Below are 19,398 nucleotides of genomic sequence, written 5' to 3'. Positions count from 1 at the left end.
GCACTCGTCATCCGGCACCAGCGCCTGCCCATGATGCCGCGATAGAGGCGCACGCAGCCCGTACGGGGTCTCGACAACGCGTGGCAGGACCTGCCCGCCGCGCGCCTTCACGCAACACCGTCAGAACCAGCGGCGTTGCTCGCCGGGGCCTTCGATATTGCTGACGCAGCGGCTGCACAGTTCCGGGTGACGCGGATCGCTGCCCACGCTGGCCTGATGGTGCCAGCAACGCACGCACTTGGCCTTGCTGGTCGGCTGCGCGCTGACGAAGATGTCGTCGGTGCTGGCCGCGGTCACGGTCACATCTCCACTGATGAACAGGAAGCGCAGCTCGTCGGCCAGCGGCTGCCAGCGCGCGGCGGTCTGCGCATCGGCGGCCACGGTGATCTCCGCTTCCAGCGCCGCGCCGATCGCCCCGTTGGCACGCATCGGCTCCAGCACCTTGGCCACCTGCTCGCGCAAGGCCAGCAGCCTGTCGACATCGGCACTGCTCAGCACGGCGTCGGCCGGCAAAGGCGCCAGGCCGTCGTACCAGGTGGCGAACAACACGTTGTCAACCCGCTTGCCCGGCAGGTAGCCCCACAGTTCCTCGGCGGTGAAGCTCAGCACCGGCGCGATCCAGCGCACGAACGCCTCGGCCACGTGATACATCGCGCTCTGCGCCGAGCGGCGGCCGCGTGCATCCTCGGCCATCGTGTACAGGCGGTCCTTGGTCACGTCCAGATACAGCGAGCCCAGGTCGACGCTGCAGAAATTCAGCAGCGCCTGCACGATTTCGGCAAAGTCGTAGCGCGCATACGCGGCAACGATCTTTTCCTGCAATTCGTGCGCGCGGTGCACGATCCAGCGGTCCAGCAGCACCATGTCGTCCAGCGCCACCAGGTGTTGCAGCGGATCGAAGCCGTGCAGGTTGCCGAGCAGGAAGCGCGCGGTATTGCGCAGGCGGCGATACGCATCGGCATTGCGCTTGAGGATCTCCTGCGACAGCGACATCTCGTTGCTGTAATCGGCCGAGGCGATCCACAGGCGCAGGATGTCCGCGCCCAGGGTCTTCATGATGTCCTGCGGCTCGATGCCGTTGCCGAGCGACTTGGACATCTTGCGGCCGTGCTCGTCCACGGTGAAGCCGTGGGTCAGGCACTGCTTGTACGGCGCCGCCTTGTCCATCGCCACGCCGGTCAGCAGCGAGGACTGGAACCAGCCACGGTGCTGGTCGGAGCCTTCCAGGTACAGGTCGGCCGGCTTGGGCAGGCCGCGGTCCACCAGCACCGCCTCGTGGGTCACGCCGGAGTCGAACCACACATCCAGGATGTCGGTGATCTTGTCGTAATCGGCCGCCTCGTCGCCCAGCAGTTCGGCCGCATCCAGCGTGTACCACACGTCCACGCCGCCCAGCTCCACCCGGTCGGCGACCTGGCGCAGCAACTCGGTGCTGCGCGGATGCGGCTCGCCGGTTTCGCGATGCACGAACAAGGCGATCGGCACGCCCCAGGTGCGCTGGCGCGAGATGGTCCAGTCCGGACGACCGTCGACCATACCGGCGATACGCGCCTGGCCCCAGGACGGATACCAGTGCACGTTGTCGATGGCCTTGAGCGCATCGGCGCGCAGGTTGGCCTGCTCCATCGAGATGAACCACTGCGGCGTGGCACGGAACGCGATCGGCGTCTTGTGCCGCCAGCAATGCGGATAGCTGTGCTCCATCTTGCTGGCCGCCAGCAACACGCCGGTATCGCGCAGCGCCTCGATGATGATGTCGTTGGCTTTCCAGATGTGCAGCCCGGCCAAGACAGTGTCGCCCAGCGGCGGCGTCGACGGCAGGTACACGCCGCGCCCGTCCACCGGGTTGATCTGCGCCGCGCCGTAACGCTCGAGCAGGCCGTACTGCTTGGAGACCTGGTAGTCCTCCTGGCCATGGCCCGGTGCGGTATGCACCGCGCCGGTACCGTCCTCGGCCGACACGTGGTCGCCCAGCAGCAGCGGAATCTCGCGCTCGGCATAGAACGGGTGGTTCAGCAGCATCTGCTCCAGCGCCGCGCCCTTGGCATGGCCGTGCACCACCACCGTGTCCACGCCATAGCGCGACAGCGCCTTGCCGGCCAGGGCCTCGGCCACCACCAACCAGCGCGGCTGGCCGCGATCGGCCGGGCCTTCGACCAGCACGTAGTCCAGTTCCGCGCCCAGGCTCACCGCCAGCGACGCCGGCAGTGTCCACGGCGTGGTGGTCCAGATCGGCACCGCCACGCCCACGCCCGCCGGCAGGCTGGCGCCGAACGCGGCAGCGACAGCCGCCGGATCACGCGCCGGATAGGCGATATCCACCGTCGGCGACACCTTGTCGGCGTATTCGATCTCGGCTTCGGCCAGCGCCGAGCCGCAATCGAAGCACCAGTGCACCGGCTTCACGCCACGGGTCAGGTGGCCATTGTCGACCACCTTGGCCAGCGCGCGGATCTCGTTGGCTTCGAAGCGGAAATCCAGCGTCTTGTACGGGTTGTCCCAATCGCCGATCACGCCCAGGCGCTTGAAATCGCGGCGCTGCAGATCGATCTGCTCGGTGGCGTACTCGCGGCACTTCTGGCGGAACTCGGCGGCATCGAGCTTGACGCCGACCTTGCCGTACTTTTTCTCGATCGCGATCTCGATCGGCAGGCCGTGGCAATCCCAGCCCGGGATGTAGGGCGCATCGAAGCCAGCCAGATACTTCGACTTGACGATGATGTCCTTGAGGATCTTGTTGACCGCATGGCCCAGATGGATCTGGCCATTGGCATACGGCGGGCCGTCGTGCAGCACGAACAGCGGGCGCCCTGCCGCATTGGCGCGCAGTTGCGCGTACAGCCCCTCGCGCTCCCAGCGGTCCAGCATTGCCGGCTCGCGCTTGGGCAGGTCGCCACGCATCGGGAATTCCGTCGCGGGCAGATGGAGAGTGGCTTTGTAGTCTTGGGTCACAGGTCTCTACCGTTGCGCTGGATTTTTAAAAAGTCCGCACATGGATGTGCGGGCTCTTGCGAGGGACTCGCATCATAGGCGGGCTGTTGCGAGGAACTCGCATGTGTTGCAGAAACTGCGTGCCTGTCCAACACCGCACGCGCCTGCTCGGCATCACGATGCATCTGCACCGTCAGCGCGTCCAGGCCATCGAACTTCTCTTCGTCGCGCAGCTTGGCGACGAATTCGACCTCGATATGCCGGCCATACAGATCGCCCTGGAAATCGAACAGATGCGCTTCCAGCAGCGGCTCCACGCCGGCCACGGTCGGGCGCGTGCCAAAGCTCGAGACCGACGGCCACGGCCGCTCGGCTACGCCATGCACCCAGGTCGCATAAATGCCCGACAGCGCCGGCGTGCGCGGAAAGCGCAGATTGGCGGTGGGATAGCCGAGGGTGCGGCCGAGCTGCTTGCCGCGCACCACCCGCCCGCCGATGGCATACGGACGGCCAAGCAATTGCCCGGCGTGCGCGAACTCGCCCGCGCCCAGCAGCTCGCGGATGCGCGTGGCCGAGATGCGCTCGCCGTGCAGGTGCACCGGCGCGATTTCGCCCGCTGCAAAGCCGTAGTGCGCACCAAGCGAGCGCAGCAGGCCGATATCGCCGCCACGCCGATGGCCGAAACGGAACTCCGGGCCGATCCAGACCTCTTTGGCGCACAGTCGGCCGACCAGGGCCAGGCGCACGAAGTCTTCGGCACTCATCGCCGACAGGCGACCGTCGAAACGGATCATGCCCACGCTGTCGGCACCGAAGCCGTGCAGCCCTTCGATCTTGGCGCGGGCCAGGGTCAGCCGCGGCGGCGGCGCGGCCGGGGCGAAAAACTCGCGCGGCAGCGGCTCGAAGCTCACCGCCACCGCCGGCACCCCCAGCGCGCGCGCGCGCGCGACTGCGTGCTGCACCAATGCCCGATGCCCCAGGTGCAGGCCATCGAAGGCGCCGATGCAGACCACGCTTCCGTGCGGGAACAGCGTCCCGCCCTCGACGTCTCTAAACAGCCTGCTCATTCCTCGATCCAAACAGATGCCGGCCTGCCGGCCGACCCTCGTTGATGCATAACCCGCAAGTATAGCCGTGCCTGTCAATCCGCATGGGCGCGGCCCCGGGCGGGCCTGTGCCGCCGCGTCCCGGAAGCGGGCAGACGATTGCGCGCCTTCCCGGCCCGGGACCGGCCCCGCCCACCGTGCATGACGGCTGGCTCTGCACCCACTCGGCCAGCTCGGCGGACGACTAGCCCTCGCGCAGATGCCGCGGCCGCAATCCCAGCGCCACTTGCGCCACCAGGTAGGTCGCCCCACCGCTGCCGACCAGCACCACCAGCCAGCCGATGCGATCCCACTTGTCCATCACGGTGAACGATGGCAGCCACCACAGCAGGCCCAACAGCACCGCCACCATCGCCGCGCATGCCAGCAGCAGGCGCAGCGCATAGCCAGCCCAACCCGGCCGGCGCTGGTACACGCCGGACTTGCCCAGCCAGTACCACAGCAAACCCAGGTTGAGATAACTGGACAGTGCACTGGCAATGCCCAGCGCCAGATGCAGGCCCGGCTGCTTGCCCAGCGCCTGCATCACGCCCTGCGCCTTGAGCTCGGGCGGCACCATGATCTGGTAGACCACCGCCAGCAACGCGAAGTTGAACACCATGTTGGCGATCAACGCCGCCACACCGGCACGCACCGGAGTGCGGGTGTCCTGACGGGCGTAGAAGGCCGGCAACAACACCTTGAGCATGGCGTACGCCGGCAGGCCGAAGCTCAGGCCGTAGACCGACATCGCGGTCATGCGCGTATCGAAGGCGGTGAACTGGCGGTACTGGAACAAGGTCGCCACCAGCGGCTCGGCCAGCAGCAGCAGGCCGAGCATCGCCGGCATCGCGATCAGCAGCGTGGTGCGGAACCCCCAGTCCAGCGCGCCGGAGAACGCGCTGCGGTCGGTCTTGACGTGATGGCGCGCCAGCGCCGGCAGGATCACCGTGCCCAGCGCCACCCCGAACACGCCCAGCGGCAGTTCCAGGAACCGGTCGGCCAGCGACAGCCACGACTGCGAGCCGTCGGCCAGCCGTGCGGCGATCACCGTGTCAAGCATCAGGTTGATCTGTGCGATCGACGAACCGAACAGGGTCGGAATCATCAGGGTCAGCACCTTGCGCACATCCGGGTGCGTCCAGCCCCAACGCGGCAGCGTCAGCAGGTCGATGCCCTTCAGGGCCGGCAGCTGAAACAGCAACTGCAGCGCCCCGGCCACCAGCACCGCCCAGCCCAGCGCCAGGATCGGCACGTCCAGCCGCGGCGCCAGCCACAGCGCGCCGGCGATCATGCACAGGTTGAGGATCACCGGCGTCAGCGCCGGAATCGCAAACCGCTGGAAGCTGTTGAGCGCCCCGCCCGCCAGCGCGGTCAACGAGACGAACAACAGAAACGGAAACGTCAGCCGCAACAAATCGACCAGCAGGCCGTATTTATCCGGATCGGTGGCCGCGCCATCGGAAAACACCGACGCCAGCTGCGGGGTGAAGATCAGCCCCAGCGCGGTGATCAGCAGCAACATGCCGCCGAGCGTGCCGGACACCCGCGACATCAGCTCGCGCAGGTCGGGATGCGGGCGGGTCTCCTTGACCTCGGTGAACACCGGCACGAAGGCAGTGGCGAACGAGCCCTCGGCGAACAGCCGCCGCAGGAAATTGGGGATCCGGAACGCCACCCAGAACGCGTCGGTCACCGCATTGGCGCCGAAGGTGGTGGAGATCGCCTGGTCGCGGATCAGGCCCAACACCCGCGACACCATGGTCATACTGCTGAATGAGAGCAGGCCTCTCAACATGCCGGGCTTGCTCACGCTGCATCCCTCTTGACAACTGACTTGACGTACATAACTAAGCCCATCATACTTTCCCGCTTGCTTTTTCCACTACACCGATTTTTCAGGAACCCACCACCGTGGCCAATATCAAGTCCGCCAAGAAGCGCGCCAAGCAGACCGTCGTGCGCAATGAGCGCAACACGGGCCAGCGTTCGATGCTGCGCACCGCCGTCAAGAAGGTGATCAAGGCCCTTGACGCCAACGATGCTGCAGGCGCCGAAGCTGCTTTCGCCGTTGCCCAGCCCATCCTCGACCGTTTCAGCGCCCGTGGCCTGATTCACAAGAACAAGGCTGCGCGTCACAAGAGCCGCCTGACCGCTCGCATCAAGGCCATCAAGGCCGCGTAAGCGAGCCGTGCTGGCATCACCGCAGGCCTGGCTTGCGGTGGCATAGAAAAACCCGGCCTTGGCCGGGTTTTTTGTGTGCCTGCGCATGCGCTCAGCCGGCATTGCGCGCCTCGAGCTCGTCCTCGCGCTGACGGTCGAAGAACGCCATGATGTCCTTCATGATCGGGAAGGTGCCATCGCGACCCAGCGCCGAGACCAGATACCACGGCGCGGTCCAGCCGAGTTCGGCCACGATCGTCTCGGCCGCAGCGCGCGCCTCGTCCTCGAACATCAGGTCGGCCTTGTTGAGCACCAGCCAGCGCGGCTTCTTCAGCAACTCCGGATCGTGGCGCTCCAGCTCGCGCTCGATGGTGCGCACCTGATCCACCGGCGACGCCTCCACCCCACCATCCATCGGCGAAATGTCCACCAGATGCAGCAGCAGACGGGTGCGCTGCAGATGGCGCAGGAACTGCGTGCCTAGCCCGGCACCGTCGGCCGCGCCCTCGATCAGGCCCGGCACATCGGCGATGACGAAGCTGCGGTATGCCTCGACACTGACCACGCCCAGATTCGGATACAGGGTGGTGAACGGGTAATCGGCCACCTTCGGGGTTGCCGAGGACACCGCGCGAATCAGGGTGCTCTTGCCCGCATTGGGAAAGCCCAGCAGGCCAACATCGGCTAGCAGCTTCAGCTCCAGCTTGAGCAACCGCTCTTCGCCCTCTTCACCGGTGGTGGACTGGCGCGGCGCGCGATTGACCGAGCTCTTGAAATGCATGTTGCCCAGGCCGCCCTTGCCGCCCTTGGCCACCAGCAGGCGATCGCCATGCTGGGTCAGGTCGCCGATGACTTCGTCGGTCTGCACGTTCATCACCACGGTGCCGACCGGCACCACGATGATGCGGTCTTCGCCGCCCTTGCCGTAGGCCTGGCGGCCCATGCCGTTCTCGCCGCGCTGCGCCTTGAAGGTGCGCTCATGCCGGAAGTCGACCAGCGTATTGACGTTCTCGTCGGCCACGATCCATACGCTGCCGCCGTTACCGCCGTCGCCACCATCGGGCCCACCGAGCGGGATGAACTTCTCGCGGCGAAAGCCGACACAGCCATTGCCGCCATTGCCGGCAATGACCAGGATTTCTGCTTCGTCGACTAACTTCATGAGATTTGGGATTCGTAATTTGGGATTGGTAACACCACCGCAGGACGCCGCTAGGCGGCCGCGGAAACAGCAGGAAGCAGCGGTACCGGGACTCTCGAAATCCGCCGTTGCGAATCCCCAATCCCGAATCCCCACTCCCGGCCGTCAAACGAAAAACCCCGCAAAAGCGGGGCTTTCCGTCTCGTCCGCCAGGCAGCGATGCCTGACGGACTGGCCTGCATGGAGCGGGCGATTACGCCTCGGCAACCACGCTGACGGTGCGACGCTTCTTCGGGCCCTTGGTGGAAAACTCCACCTTGCCGTCGACCAGCGCGAACAGGGTGTGGTCACGGCCGAGGCCAACGCCGGCGCCCGGATGGAACTGGGTGCCACGCTGACGCACGATGATGTTGCCGGCATCGATGGCCTGGCCACCGAAGATCTTCACACCCAGGTACTTCGGGTTGGAATCGCGACCGTTGCGCGAGGAACCTACGCCTTTTTTGTGTGCCATGACTGGTTCTCCTTACTTCTTATCGCCACCGGCGATGCCGGTGATCTCGATTTCGGTGTAGTGCTGACGGTGTCCCTGACGCTTCATGTGGTGCTTGCGGCGACGGAACTTGATGATGCGCACCTTGTCGGCGCGGCCATGGGCCACGACCTTGGCGGTGACCGAGGCGCCCTTCAGCGCATCGCCCAGCTTGATGCCATCGCTATCGCCCAGCATCAGGACGGTGTCGAACTTGATCTCGTTGCCAGCTTCGACATCGAGCTTTTCCACGCGGAGCGTTTCGCCCTGCGCGACGCGGTATTGCTTACCGCCGGTTACCAGAACTGCGTACATGACCAGGTTTTCCTCTGTAGTTATTATGGTCGCACTGACGTGCCCTAGGGCAGACAGGAGCGGGATTGTACGGGCTGGCGGGGTTTGGGGTCAACCTGCCGGCCAGCCGGCCGTGACCCCGCCCGATCCACCCGTGCAACGCATCATCCGGCCGCCACAGGCGCCCGGTCAGACTGGCATTTGGGGCAATTGCCCTCACCTAGGTCGGCGGGTAGGCTGATCGACTGCCACTCATTCCTGCTGAGCACGCTCGCACCACTGCCGGTTCGCCGGCCCGACATCGGATCCCCCATGGCGATGGATTTCATCCGCATCCGCGGCGCGCGGACGCACAACCTCAAGAACATCGACCTCGACCTGCCTCGCGACAAACTGATCGTGATCACCGGCCTGTCCGGCTCGGGCAAGTCGTCGTTGGCGTTCGACACCATCTATGCAGAAGGCCAGCGCCGTTACGTCGAGTCGCTGTCGGCGTATGCGCGCCAGTTCCTCAGCGTGATGGAAAAGCCGGACCTGGACCACATCGAAGGCCTGTCCCCGGCGATTTCGATCGAACAGAAGTCGACCTCGCACAACCCGCGTTCCACGGTCGGCACGATCACCGAGATCTACGACTACCTGCGCCTGCTGTACGCGCGCGTCGGTCAGCCGCGCTGCCCGGACCACGGCTTCCCGCTGGAGGCGCAGACCGTCAGCCAGATGGTCGACCACATGCTCACGCAGGACCAGGAGCAGCGTTACATGCTGCTGGCACCGGTGATCCGCGAGCGCAAGGGCGAGCATGCGCAGGTGTTCGAGCAGCTGCGCGCGCAGGGCTTTGTGCGCGTGCGCGTGGATGGCGAGCTATACGAGATCGACGCGGTGCCGCCGCTGGCGCTGCGCCAGAAGCACACCATCGAGGCGGTGATCGACCGCTTCCGTCCACGCGAAGACATCAAGCAACGACTGGCGGAAAGTTTCGAGACTGCGCTCAAGCTCGGCGAAGGCATGGTCGCGGTGCAGTCGCTGGACGACCCGGCCGCGGCCCCGCACCTGTTCTCGTCCAAGTACAGCTGCCCGGTCTGCGATTACTCGCTGCCGGAGCTGGAGCCGCGGCTGTTTTCGTTCAACGCACCGGTGGGCGCCTGCCCCAGCTGCGATGGCCTGGGCGTGGCCGAGTTCTTCGACCCGGATCGCGTCGTGGTGCATCCGGAGCTGTCGCTGTCGGCCGGCGCGGTGCGCGGCTGGGATCGGCGCAATGCCTATTATTTCCAGCTGATCGCCTCGCTGGCCAAGCACTACAAGTTCGACGTGGACGCGGTGTGGAACACGCTGCCAGCCAAGGTGCGCCAGGCGGTGCTGTTCGGCAGCGGCGATGAGGTGATCAGTTTCACCTACTTCACCGATGCGGGCGGGCGCACCACGCGCAAGCACCGCTTCGAGGGCATCCTGCCGAACCTGGAACGCCGCTACCGCGAAACCGAATCGCCGGCCGTGCGCGAAGAGCTGACCAAGTACGTCAGCCAGCAGCCCTGCCCAGCCTGCAACGGCACGCGCCTGAACCGTGCCGCGCGCAACGTGTTCGTCGCCGACCGCCCGTTGCCCGAGCTGGTGGTGCTGCCGGTCAACGAGGCATTGAGCTTTTTCCGCGGCTTGTCGCTGCCGGGTTGGCGTGGCGAGATCGCCAGCAAGATCGTCAAGGAGATCGGCGAGCGGCTGGGCTTCCTGGTCGACGTGGGCCTGGATTACCTGACCCTGGAACGCAAGGCCGATACCTTGTCCGGTGGCGAGGCGCAGCGCATCCGGCTGGCCAGCCAAATCGGTGCCGGCCTGGTCGGGGTGATGTATGTGCTGGACGAGCCATCGATCGGCCTGCATCAGCGCGACAACGAACGCCTGCTGGGCACGCTGACGCGGCTGCGCGACCTGGGCAATACCGTGATCGTCGTCGAGCATGACGAAGACGCGATCCGCCTGGCCGATTACGTGCTGGACATCGGCCCCGGCGCCGGCGTGCACGGTGGCGAAATCTGCGCGCAAGGCTCGTTGCAGGACATCCTGGATGCACCCGGCTCGCTGACCGGCCAGTACCTGTCGGGCAAGCGCCGCATCGAGATTCCCAAGCAGCGCCACAAGCCCAACCCGAAGATGATGTTGCATCTGCGCGGGGCGACCGGCAACAACCTGAAGAATGTCGACCTGGATATTCCGGCCGGCCTGTTGACCTGCATCACCGGCGTGTCCGGCTCGGGCAAGTCCACGCTGATCAACGACACCTTGTTCTCGCTGGCGGCCAACGAGATCAACGGCGCCTCGCATCCGGTGGCCGCGCATCGCGAGGTGGAGAATCTGGATCTGTTCGACAAGGTCGTGGATATCGACCAGTCGCCGATCGGGCGCACGCCGCGCTCCAATCCAGCCACCTACACCGGCATGTTCACCCCGTTGCGCGAGTTGTTCGCGCAGGTGCCGGAAGCGCGCGCGCGCGGCTATTCGCCGGGCCGTTTCAGCTTCAACGTGCGCGGCGGCCGCTGCGAGGCCTGCCAGGGCGATGGCCTGATCAAGGTGGAGATGCACTTCCTGCCCGACGTCTACGTGCCCTGCGATGTCTGCCACGGCAAGCGCTACAACCGCGAGACGCTGGAGATCCGCTATAAGGGTTTCAACATCAGCGACGTGCTGCAGATGACCGTCGAGGACGCGCTGCGGCTGTTCGAGCCGGTGCCGTCGATCGCACGCAAGCTGGAAACGCTGGTGGATGTGGGCCTGAGTTACATCAAGCTGGGCCAGAGCGCGACCACGCTGTCCGGCGGTGAGGCGCAGCGCGTCAAGTTGTCCAAGGAGCTGTCGCGTCGCGATACCGGACGCACCCTGTACATCCTCGATGAGCCGACCACCGGCCTGCACTTCCACGACATCGAAGCGCTGCTCGGCGTGCTGCACAAGCTGCGCGACGAGGGCAACACGGTGGTGGTGATCGAACACAATCTGGACGTGATCAAGACCGCCGACTGGATCGTGGATCTGGGCCCGGAAGGCGGCCATCGCGGCGGCAGCATCCTGGTCTCCGGCACGCCGGAAGATGTGGCCGCGCACAAGGCGTCCTACACCGGGCAGTTCCTGGCCAAGATGCTGCCATCGGTGAAGGCGCGCGAGACCCGGCCGGCGGCGATGGCCAACAAGCCCGATGCGCGCCCGCCACGCAAGGTCAAACCGGAGAAGGTGGCGAAAGTCGCCAAGTCCGCCACCAAGAAAACCGCAAAGAAGAAGGCAAGCTGATGAGCGAAGAGCACAAGGTGTTGGCACGCATCCCGATCAGCGTGCGCTGGCGCGACATGGACAGCATGGGCCATGTCAACAACGCCAAGTACATTTCGTACCTGGAGGAAGCGCGCGTGCGCTGGATGCTGGGCGTTGAAGGCGTGGCGATGACCGACCGCATCGCGCCGGTGGTCGCGGCCACCAACGTCAACTACAAGCGCCCGCTGATATGGCCGAACGACATCCTGGTGGAACTGTTCGTCGAGCGCCTGGGCAGCAGCAGCATCACCATCGGCCACCGCATCCTCGACCAGAAGGACGAGGGCGTGCTGTATTCCGATGGCAACGTGGTGGTGGTGTGGATCGATACGCAGACCGGCAAGAGCGCATCGCTGCCGGATGCGGTACGCGCCGCCAGCAGCTGAGACTTGCCAGTTGCGCGCTGGCTCGCCAGCGCCATAAGACGACGGCGGCTCTTCCGGGAGCCGCCGTTGTTGTTTGCAGCGCTCCTGTCCTGCCGCTGCGCGATACCACCGACAGGCCGCGTGATCGAGATCGACACAGTGAAGTGGCAGCCTGCTCGCCACCACGCATCGCGTTTGATCGGCAACATCGCGCAGTGGGCTCGGCAAACACTGCAGGACCCAGACTCCGCTCAGCCGCGCACTGCGCGCGTCTACGAACCCGGCGCGCGCTTGCGCGCCTGCAGCGTGGTCTTGACCTCGCGGCCATCCTGCAAGGTAAAGGTCACCGGCACCTGCGCGCCTTCCTGCAGCGGCGCACGCGCTTCCATCAGCATCAGATGCAGGCCGCCCGGTGCAAGCGGCACCGACTTGCCGGCCGGCAATGCCAGCTCCGGCACCGCGCGCATGCGGCTGACGCCGTTGGTTTGCGTGGTCTCGTGGATGGACACATCGGCAAACGCACTGCTCTTGGCCGCGGTGACCTTCGACGGCTGCGCACAGCCATTGTGGAACTGCCCGAAGCCCGCTGCCATGCCCATGCCACCGGGTGGCGGAATGCGGATCCAGCCGCCCTTGAACTCGGGCAGGCACTGCGCGCCAGCGCCTGCACTTGCCAGCATCACCCATGCACCGAGCACGCGTGCATATATGCGCTGCCTGCTTCGACTGCCGTCTATCATGACCCAACCTCCAGGAGCCCCGAATGAGCATCCAGATCTTAGACCATGGCCGTCTTCGCGAAATCCGTCTGGCGCGCCCGCCGGTCAATGCACTGGACAGTGCGCTGTGCCAGGCCCTGAGCGTTGCGGTGCAGCAGGCCGGCGAGGAGACCGACGGCATCGTGCTGTCGGGCAGCGAGCGGATCTTTTCCGGTGGCATGGACGTGCCGCACCTGCTGGCGCATGGCACCGACCGCGCCGCGTTGCTGGCCAGCTGGACGGCCTTCTTCGAGGCCGCGCAGGCGCTGGCCAACAGCCGCGTGCCGGTGGTCGCGGCCATCGGCGGGCATGCGCCGGCCGGCGGCTGCGTGCTGGCGCTGTGCTGCGACTACCGGGTGATGGCACGCAGCGCCGATACCGCCAAACCGTATGCGATCGGCTTGAACGAGGTGCAGGTGGGCCTGGCTGCGCCGGAAGGCATCCAGCGCCTGCTGCGCCGCGTGGTCGGCGCGCACCGCGCCGAGCGCCTGCTGATCTCCGGGCAGCTGCTGCCGGCCGAGCAGGCGGTCACGATCGGCCTGGTCGACGAACTGGTCGATGGCGAATTGGTCACCGCCCGCGCGGTGGCCTGGCTGCAGGACCTGCAGCAGCTGCCGCGCCAGCCGATGCTGGCCACGCGCGCGATCGCCCGCGCCGATCTGCGCGCGGCACTGGCGCCGGAGCTGATCCAGCTGGAGCGCTTCATCGACGGCTGGTACGCGCCGGATGCGCAGGCCGCCTTGCACGGCCTGGTGGCGCGGCTGCAGAAGGCCTGAAGGCGCTCCCGCGCGGCGCGCAGGGGGCGGCCCGCTATAATCTCGGTCCGTCGCACGCCCAGGCCAGCCCCTTGTCCGCCACTGCCGAACCCGTCGTCTCCGAACTGATCAGCCTGCTGTCGCTGGAGCGCCTGGAAGACAACCTGTTCCGCGGCCAGAGCCGCGATATCGGCACCAAGTACGTGTTCGGCGGACAGGTGCTGGGCCAGGCACTGGCCGCCGCGCAGGCCACCGTGGACAACGGCCGCCAGGCGCACTCTCTGCATGCCTATTTCCTGCGCGCCGGCAATATCGACCACCCGATCGTCTACGACGTCGACCGCACCCGCGATGGCGGCAGTTTTTCGGTGCGCCGGGTCACCGCGATCCAGCATGGCAAGGTGATCTTCTTCTGCGCGGCCTCGTTCCAGCAGCGCGAAGACGGCGCCGAACACCAGTCCGCGATGCCGGTGGTGCCGCCGCCCGAAGACATCGAACCCACCCCGCCGCTGGCAGCGGAGGTGCTGGAGAAACTGCCTGCCAAGGTGCAGCGCTGGCTGTCGCGTGGCGGCCCGTTCGAGTTTCGCCATGTGTTTCCGCGCGACGAACTCAAGCCGCCCAGGCGCCCGCCATTCCAGCAGATGTGGCTGCGCCTGAGCGACCCGGTCGGCGAAGACGTCGGCCTGCACCAGGCCTTGCTGGCCTATGCCTCGGATTTTCAGCTGCTGGGCACCTCCACCTTTCCGCATGGCATCAGCTACTACACGCCGAATGTGCAGATGGCCTCGCTCGATCACGCACTGTGGTTCCACCGCCCGTTCCGCACCGACGACTGGCTGCTGTACTCACTCGACAGCCCCACCGCACAGGGTGCGCGCGGCCTGGCGCGCGGGCAGTTCTTCACCCGCGATGGCGTGCTGGTCGCCAGCACCACCCAGGAAGGCCTGATCCGCGTGGTGCCCGACGGCAACGCGATCGCGGTGCCGGCAAACGACTCGCCATGTTGATCGCTGCACCGCGTTCGTCGCGCGCAGGCATGCTGATGGCCGCCTGCACTTTCCGGCCTGGATCGACGTCCTTGCCGCTCCTTTCTTTCAGCTCGAGCAAGCGCATTCGCAGCGCGCCCTGCTCGGCAATCGCTGGCACTCTTTAAGCATGCGCAAGATCTTCAGCAGTCAACGTATCGAAACCGCCGAAGGCGTGGCCGATCTCCTGCGCAACGCCGGTATCGACGTGCGCATGAGCAACGGCCGCTCCTACGAGAGCAAGCGCAGCGGCCAGTTCAGCTATCTCGAACAGGGCAACGCCCAGGCCTACCCCACGGTGTGGATCGTGCACGCCGACGATCAGCCGCGCGCCCGCGATCTGCTGCGCGACGCACGCCTGCTCGACACCACCCGCCGCGATCTGCCGAATGTGGAGTACACCTTCCGCGACGGCGAAAACGGCTCGAGCACCAATGCGCGCAGCTGGGCCTGGCGCATCCGGCTGGTGCTACTGCTGGTGATCGGCGCGGTCGCCATGTTCGTGGTGCTGCGCCATCGCAATGCCCCGGATGCGGCCAGGCCAGTGGCACCCCCGGCCGCGCAGCCAGCGCCCGCCACCACCGCACCGCCCGCCGCAGAGGATGACGAAGTGCGTGTACGGATCCAGCCGGCGCGCTGAGCGCAGTCACCCGGCGGTGCGCCAGGCGCCACCGCCATCACGTTGGTCACATCCGCTGCTCGCCTGCGTCATGCTGGGACCAGGACATGGATTGCGCCGATGCACACCGACACGCTGGACCTGATGTTGCAACGCGAATTGCCGGTCGCCGCCGCCGGCTGCCAGCAGGCCTACGGCCGCATCGTGCGCGCCTGCCAGAACACGGTGACCGCCATCGCACTGGCGATCACCCGCGATATCGCCGCCAGCGAAGACATCGCCCAGGAAGCCTTCCTGCGCGCCTGGCAGCGGCTGGCGCAATTGCATCAGCCGGCCAGTTTCCTGCCGTGGCTGCGGCAGATCACCCGCAACCTGGCGCGCGACTGGCTGCGCGCCAACCGGCATCGCGCGCTCAGCGGCGAAGCGGCGGACCTGGCGATCACGATGGCCGCCGACCCGGCCCCCTCGCCCGCCGACCAGTTGCTGCAGGTGGAAGAAGAGATCGCCGCGCTCGACATCATTTCTGCATTGCCCGAAGAGAGCCGCGAGACGCTGCTGCTGTTTTATCGCGAAGGCCAGAGTTCGCGGCAGGTCGCTTCGCTGCTCGGCCTGAGCGATGCGGCCGTGCGCAAGCGCCTGTCGCGGGCACGTGCCAGCGTGCGCGGCGAGCTGCTGCGCCGGTTCGGCGAGTTGGCCCGTGCCAGCGCGCCCAGCGTGGCCTTTGCCACCGCGGTGACCTCGGCAACCCTGCTGGCCGCGCCGGGGACGGCGAGCGCGGCCATCGTGCTGACGGGCATGGGGGGCGCGGGCAAATTAGGCGTGAGCGGGCTGACCGGCTCGGCATTGGGCGGGGGTGGCGCCGCCGGTGCGCTAAGCCTCTGGCTCGGCCTGCCGTCTCTATTCGCCGCCGGCGCCGTGCTGGTTGCCGGCGTCGGCACGTACTGGTCGTGCTGGTATCTGCTGCGCTTTGCGCAGACCGCCGCCGAAGCAGCGGCGATTCGTCGTTTCCTGCACATCACCACGCTGACGTCGGTGCTGGTGGTGGGCAGCACGCTGCTGCTCAAACGCCTGGATGCCGGCGCATGGACGTCGCTGCTGCTGCTGGGCGCAGGCATGGCGGTGCTCAACTACCAATCCATCCGGGTGCTGCCACGCGTCATGCGCCCGATGCTGGAACGCGATGCGCAACGACGCGGCACCACGCGGGCACCGCTGCTGTATCGCTGCATGTTCAGCCCGGCCGCGATGCTGGTGAGCACGGCGGCGGTCATGCTGCCCATCGTGCGGCACTACATGAAGCTGGGGATGCTCTGATCCCGGCGTGGCGCCATCGCCGCATGCGGCAAGTGCGACCATTCCTGTCAACAAAAACGGCCTCCTGCTTGCGCGGGAGGCCGTTGGTCGATCGGCGCCTTGTTGCGTGTTGCGGTTTACATGCTGCGTATGACGAAAGTGCTGCCCCGGTCGCAGCACTGCGACCGGGGAAGCGACTGGATGAACTCAGTTGCCCGCGGCAGGCTTGGCCGGCATCGGACGCTTGCCGTGATCGCCATGCTCGCCCTGACCCCAGCGGCCATGCTCGCCACGCTGCTTGGATGCGGCATCGAACTCGGCCTTGCTCAGCTTGCCGTCCTTGTCGGTATCGGCCTTGGCAAACCATGCGTCGCGATGCTGCTGCATGCGCAGCTCACGGTCCGCGCGATCGACAAAGCCGTCCTTGTTGATGTCCATCTCATCGAAGCGCGCGGCGAACTTGGGGTCGGCCTTGGCCTCTTCGCGGCTGATGCGGCCGTCCTTGTTGGTGTCGAGCTTGCTCAGCCATTCGCCGCGTCCACCGCGCCCCGGGCCGCGATGATGCGGGCGCTCGTCGCGCGACAGCTTGCCGTCCTTGTTGGTGTCCAGCGTGTCGAACTGTGCGGCCAGCTTGGGATCGGCAGCGGCCTCGCTGCGATCGATCACGCCATCGCCGTTCTTGTCGAGCTTGGCAGGACGCGGCGCATCGCCGGCGGCAGGCGGAGCGGCGAACACCGCGCCGGTGGACAGGGCAGCCAGCACGGCCAGTGCGAGAAACGGTTTGCGAGACGTCATGAGAAACTCCTGGAATGTGGGAACCACACGCGGCACCTGCATGGGCCGCATCGCGTGGGTGGCGCATCCGGATCCACCGTGCGCTGCCACCAACACCCACATCAACGAGCCATCGGCGCGCGCGTTGACGCGGCAACCGGGCGTATTCATCCGGCGGACAGTCGCCGCTGTTGCGACGCGCAGGCGCTATCCTGACGCCATGGCCATCCACGCCGACACCCATGACGACCTGCGCCTGTTCCAGACCGGCGAGCATGCCTGTGGCTACTGGTCCGAGCGCCGTGCGCGCGACCTGGTGCTGGATCCGCACGATCCGCGTCTGGGTGCGATCTATCCGCAGGCCTTGGCATGGGGATTCCGTCGCTCCGGTGATCTGGTCTACCGGCCGCATTGCGAACGTTGCCGCGCCTGCGTGCCGGTGCGCATCGCGGTGGATGCATTCCGGCCCGATCGCAGCCAGCGCCGTTGCCTGGCGCGCAACCAGGACCTGGTGGTGCGCGTGGTCGCTGCCGAGCGCACCGACGAACAACTCGCGTTGTACCGGCAGTACCTCAAGCACCGCCATCCTGGCGGCGGCATGGACGAACACGGCGCCACCGAATTCGACCAGTTCCTGATCGGCGGCTGGTCGCATGGACGCTTCCTGGAAATCCGCGAACCGGCGGTGGCGCATGCGCCTGGGCGGCTGCTCGCCGTTGCGGTCACCGATGTCACCGAGCATGCGTTGTCGGCGGTCTATACGTTTTACGCACCGGATGCCACTGCGCGCAGCCTGGGCACCTTTGCGATCCTGCAGCAGATCCAGTGGGCGCAACGCGAGCGCCGCGCGCATGTGTATCTGGGCTACTGGATCGACGGCCATGCCAAGATGAACTACAAGCGCCGCTTCAGCGCGCTGGAGGCCTACGACGGCCGCCAATGGCGCGGGCTTCCTGCCGCTGCACCGGAAGGGTGACCCCCGCCGGGACGACATCGGGCTGTCGTCTTGCACATGCGAGAATATCGCGATGATCAGACCTCTCTTACTGCTTGCGCTGACCGCGCTCTGCGCCGCCTGCGCCCATCAGGCGACCTCTTCGGAGACAAGCGCCAAGGCAACTGCCGCCTCCGCGCCGGCCCAGCTACGCATCGCGACCTACAACACCTCGCTGTATTCGGATCAGGCCGGCGGCCTGGTGCGCGAACTGCAGGGCGACAGCGCGCATGCGCGCAAGATCGCCGCGGTGCTGCAGCGGGTGCGTCCGGATCTGGTGCTGCTCAACGAGTTCGACTTCGACCCCGAGCACCGCGCCGCCGATCTGTTCCAGCAGCGCTATCTGGAGGTCGCCCAGCCGGGCGGCGGCGCAGCGTTGCGCTACCCGTATCGCTACCTGGCCCCGGTCAATACCGGCGTGCCGAGCGGCCTGGATCTGGACAACAACGGCAGCGTCGGTGGCGATGGACGCACCCGCGGCAACGATGCCTGGGGTTACGGGCTGCATCCCGGCCAGTACGGCATGCTGGTGCTGTCGCGCTACCCGATCAACACGCAGGCGGTGCGCAGTTTCCAGTTGCTGAAATGGAGCGCGCTGCCGGGTGCGCTGCGCCCGACCGACCCGTCCAGCAAACAAGCGTTCTATCGCGACGCGATCTGGGCGCAACTGCGGCTGTCGTCCAAATCGCATTGGGACGTGCCGGTGCGTACGCCGCTTGGTGTGGTGCACGCGCTGGTCTCGCACCCCACCCCGCCGGTGTTCGATGGCGCCGAGAAGCGTAACGTCGCCCGCAACCATGACGAGCTGCGGCTGTGGCGCGAGTATCTGGACAATCCCAAGGACGCCAGCTGGCTGTGCGACGACCAGGGCCGCTGCGGCGGGCTGCCCGCCGATGCGCGCTTCGTCATTCTCGGCGACCTCAATAACGACCCGGTCGACGGCGCCGGCCGGCACGATGCGATCCGCGCCTTGATCACGCACCCGCGGGTGCTGCAGTACCCCACGCCGCATAGTGCAGGCGGCCCGGAAAAAACCGCCGAATACGCCGCGCAAGGCATTGCACATGCGGGCGACCCACGCCAGGTCACCGGCGACTTCGGGCCGCAGGCGGGCACGATGCGGCTGGACTACGTGCTGCCTTCGCGCCAGTTCACCCTGGTCGGCAGCGGCATCTTCTGGCCCGCCAGCACCACCCCGGAAGCGGCGATCGCCGATGGCAGCGACCATCATGCGGTTTGGGTGGATGTGGCTGGGGGGCGGTGATTCGGCAGCGGTGATTCGGGATTGGGGATTTGACGCGTCGGGTGGTTGCTTGTGTCGTGGTGCGATTGCGGCTGTTTGCCGCAACCGCGCCATGATGAGCGCAGC

Annotated in this window: 17 protein-coding genes; 9 read left to right on the top strand and 8 right to left on the bottom strand. The window is 66.7% G+C overall.

Annotated elements, in window-relative coordinates; genetic code table 11:
• Positions 1 to 120: 120 nt before the first annotated feature.
• The 3 genes from ileS to murJ all read right to left on the bottom strand — a co-directional run bounded on the left by ileS (position 121) and on the right by murJ (position 5,814).
• On the bottom strand, positions 121 to 2,952 hold the full coding sequence (gene ileS / locus ABQ137_RS06565; RefSeq protein WP_167708605.1) for an isoleucine--tRNA ligase: 2,832 nt from the start codon (positions 2,950 to 2,952) through the stop codon (positions 121 to 123).
• Entirely contained in the window at positions 2,949 to 3,998 is a 1,050-nt protein-coding gene (locus ABQ137_RS06560) for a bifunctional riboflavin kinase/FAD synthetase (protein ID WP_184455326.1), read from the bottom strand. Before ABQ137_RS06560 ends, ileS begins: the two co-directional genes overlap by 4 nt.
• A 223-nt stretch (positions 3,999 to 4,221) precedes the next feature.
• A complete protein-coding gene (gene murJ, locus ABQ137_RS06555; protein WP_349781653.1) occupies positions 4,222 to 5,814 on the bottom strand; it encodes a murein biosynthesis integral membrane protein MurJ in 1,593 nt (530 codons plus the stop codon).
• A 116-nt stretch (positions 5,815 to 5,930) separates the two neighbouring features.
• Between murJ and rpsT the strand changes: the two genes are divergently transcribed.
• On the top strand, positions 5,931 to 6,200 hold the full coding sequence (rpsT, locus tag ABQ137_RS06550) for a 30S ribosomal protein S20 (protein WP_002807888.1): 270 nt from the start codon (positions 5,931 to 5,933) through the stop codon (positions 6,198 to 6,200).
• 91 nt (positions 6,201 to 6,291) lie between these two features.
• Here rpsT and obgE read toward each other — a convergent pair whose 3' ends face one another.
• The 3 genes from obgE to rplU form a co-directional block, all read right to left on the bottom strand.
• Positions 6,292 to 7,341, bottom strand: coding sequence for a GTPase ObgE (gene obgE / locus ABQ137_RS06545; protein WP_349781651.1), 1,050 nt, complete (start codon positions 7,339 to 7,341; stop codon positions 6,292 to 6,294).
• 232 nt (positions 7,342 to 7,573) lie between these two features.
• A complete protein-coding gene (rpmA, locus tag ABQ137_RS06540; RefSeq protein WP_003484326.1) occupies positions 7,574 to 7,834 on the bottom strand; it encodes a 50S ribosomal protein L27 in 261 nt (86 codons plus the stop codon).
• Between the two features lie 12 nt (positions 7,835 to 7,846).
• The gene (gene rplU, locus ABQ137_RS06535) at positions 7,847 to 8,167 is read right to left on the bottom strand and encodes a 50S ribosomal protein L21 (protein ID WP_046342025.1); all 321 of its coding nucleotides are present in this window, start codon (positions 8,165 to 8,167) and stop codon (positions 7,847 to 7,849) included.
• 291 nt (positions 8,168 to 8,458) lie between these two features.
• On the opposite strand from rplU, the gene uvrA reads away from it, so the two are divergent.
• The gene (gene uvrA / locus ABQ137_RS06530) at positions 8,459 to 11,425 is read left to right on the top strand and encodes an excinuclease ABC subunit UvrA (RefSeq protein ID WP_016901711.1); all 2,967 of its coding nucleotides are present in this window, start codon (positions 8,459 to 8,461) and stop codon (positions 11,423 to 11,425) included.
• On the top strand, positions 11,425 to 11,832 hold the full coding sequence (locus ABQ137_RS06525; protein WP_024940078.1) for an acyl-CoA thioesterase: 408 nt from the start codon (positions 11,425 to 11,427) through the stop codon (positions 11,830 to 11,832). Before uvrA ends, ABQ137_RS06525 begins: the two co-directional genes overlap by 1 nt.
• A 251-nt stretch (positions 11,833 to 12,083) precedes the next feature.
• Here ABQ137_RS06525 and ABQ137_RS06520 read toward each other — a convergent pair whose 3' ends face one another.
• Positions 12,084 to 12,491: a copper chaperone PCu(A)C gene (locus tag ABQ137_RS06520; RefSeq protein WP_374057845.1), complete on the bottom strand. Its 408-nt coding sequence runs from the start codon at positions 12,489 to 12,491 to the stop codon at positions 12,084 to 12,086.
• A gap of 83 nt (positions 12,492 to 12,574) precedes the next feature.
• Here ABQ137_RS06520 and ABQ137_RS06515 point away from each other — a divergent pair, with 83 nt between their 5' ends.
• The 4 genes from ABQ137_RS06515 (at position 12,575) to ABQ137_RS06500 (ending at position 16,282) form a co-directional block, all read left to right on the top strand.
• Positions 12,575 to 13,345 (top strand): enoyl-CoA hydratase/isomerase family protein, encoded by a 771-nt coding sequence (locus tag ABQ137_RS06515; protein WP_046342022.1) that lies wholly within the window; start codon positions 12,575 to 12,577, stop codon positions 13,343 to 13,345.
• 71 nt (positions 13,346 to 13,416) lie between these two features.
• Complete coding sequence (tesB, locus tag ABQ137_RS06510) at positions 13,417 to 14,331, top strand: acyl-CoA thioesterase II (protein ID WP_349781647.1); 915 nt, start codon at positions 13,417 to 13,419, stop codon at positions 14,329 to 14,331.
• Between the two features lie 148 nt (positions 14,332 to 14,479).
• Positions 14,480 to 14,989 (top strand): putative signal transducing protein, encoded by a 510-nt coding sequence (locus ABQ137_RS06505; RefSeq protein WP_016901706.1) that lies wholly within the window; start codon positions 14,480 to 14,482, stop codon positions 14,987 to 14,989.
• Positions 14,990 to 15,088: 99 nt separating this feature from the next.
• A complete protein-coding gene (locus ABQ137_RS06500) occupies positions 15,089 to 16,282 on the top strand; it encodes an RNA polymerase sigma factor (RefSeq protein ID WP_349781645.1) in 1,194 nt (397 codons plus the stop codon).
• A 186-nt stretch (positions 16,283 to 16,468) separates the two neighbouring features.
• Here the strand turns inward: ABQ137_RS06500 and ABQ137_RS06495 are convergent, their stop codons facing one another.
• Positions 16,469 to 17,206, bottom strand: coding sequence for an EF-hand domain-containing protein (locus ABQ137_RS06495; protein ID WP_374057716.1), 738 nt, complete (start codon positions 17,204 to 17,206; stop codon positions 16,469 to 16,471).
• Between ABQ137_RS06495 and ABQ137_RS06490 the strand changes: the two genes are divergently transcribed.
• Both ABQ137_RS06490 and ABQ137_RS06485 read left to right on the top strand, forming a co-directional pair.
• Positions 17,097 to 18,011 carry an arginyltransferase gene (locus tag ABQ137_RS06490; RefSeq protein WP_039519976.1) on the top strand — a complete coding sequence of 305 codons (915 nt, stop codon included), beginning with the start codon at positions 17,097 to 17,099 and terminating at the stop codon, positions 18,009 to 18,011. The two genes, ABQ137_RS06495 and ABQ137_RS06490, sit on opposite strands and share 110 nt — an antisense overlap.
• Positions 18,012 to 18,063: 52 nt before the next feature.
• Positions 18,064 to 19,293 carry an endonuclease/exonuclease/phosphatase family protein gene (locus ABQ137_RS06485; RefSeq protein ID WP_349781643.1) on the top strand — a complete coding sequence of 410 codons (1,230 nt, stop codon included), beginning with the start codon at positions 18,064 to 18,066 and terminating at the stop codon, positions 19,291 to 19,293.
• Positions 19,294 to 19,398: the final 105 nt, after the last annotated feature.

The organism is Xanthomonas sp. WHRI 8393, assembly GCF_040203315.1.
Classification (GTDB): domain Bacteria; phylum Pseudomonadota; class Gammaproteobacteria; order Xanthomonadales; family Xanthomonadaceae; genus Xanthomonas; species Xanthomonas arboricola.
The sequence above is the reverse complement of the archived record's forward strand: the minus strand, read 5'-3'. Positions and strand labels throughout refer to the sequence as shown.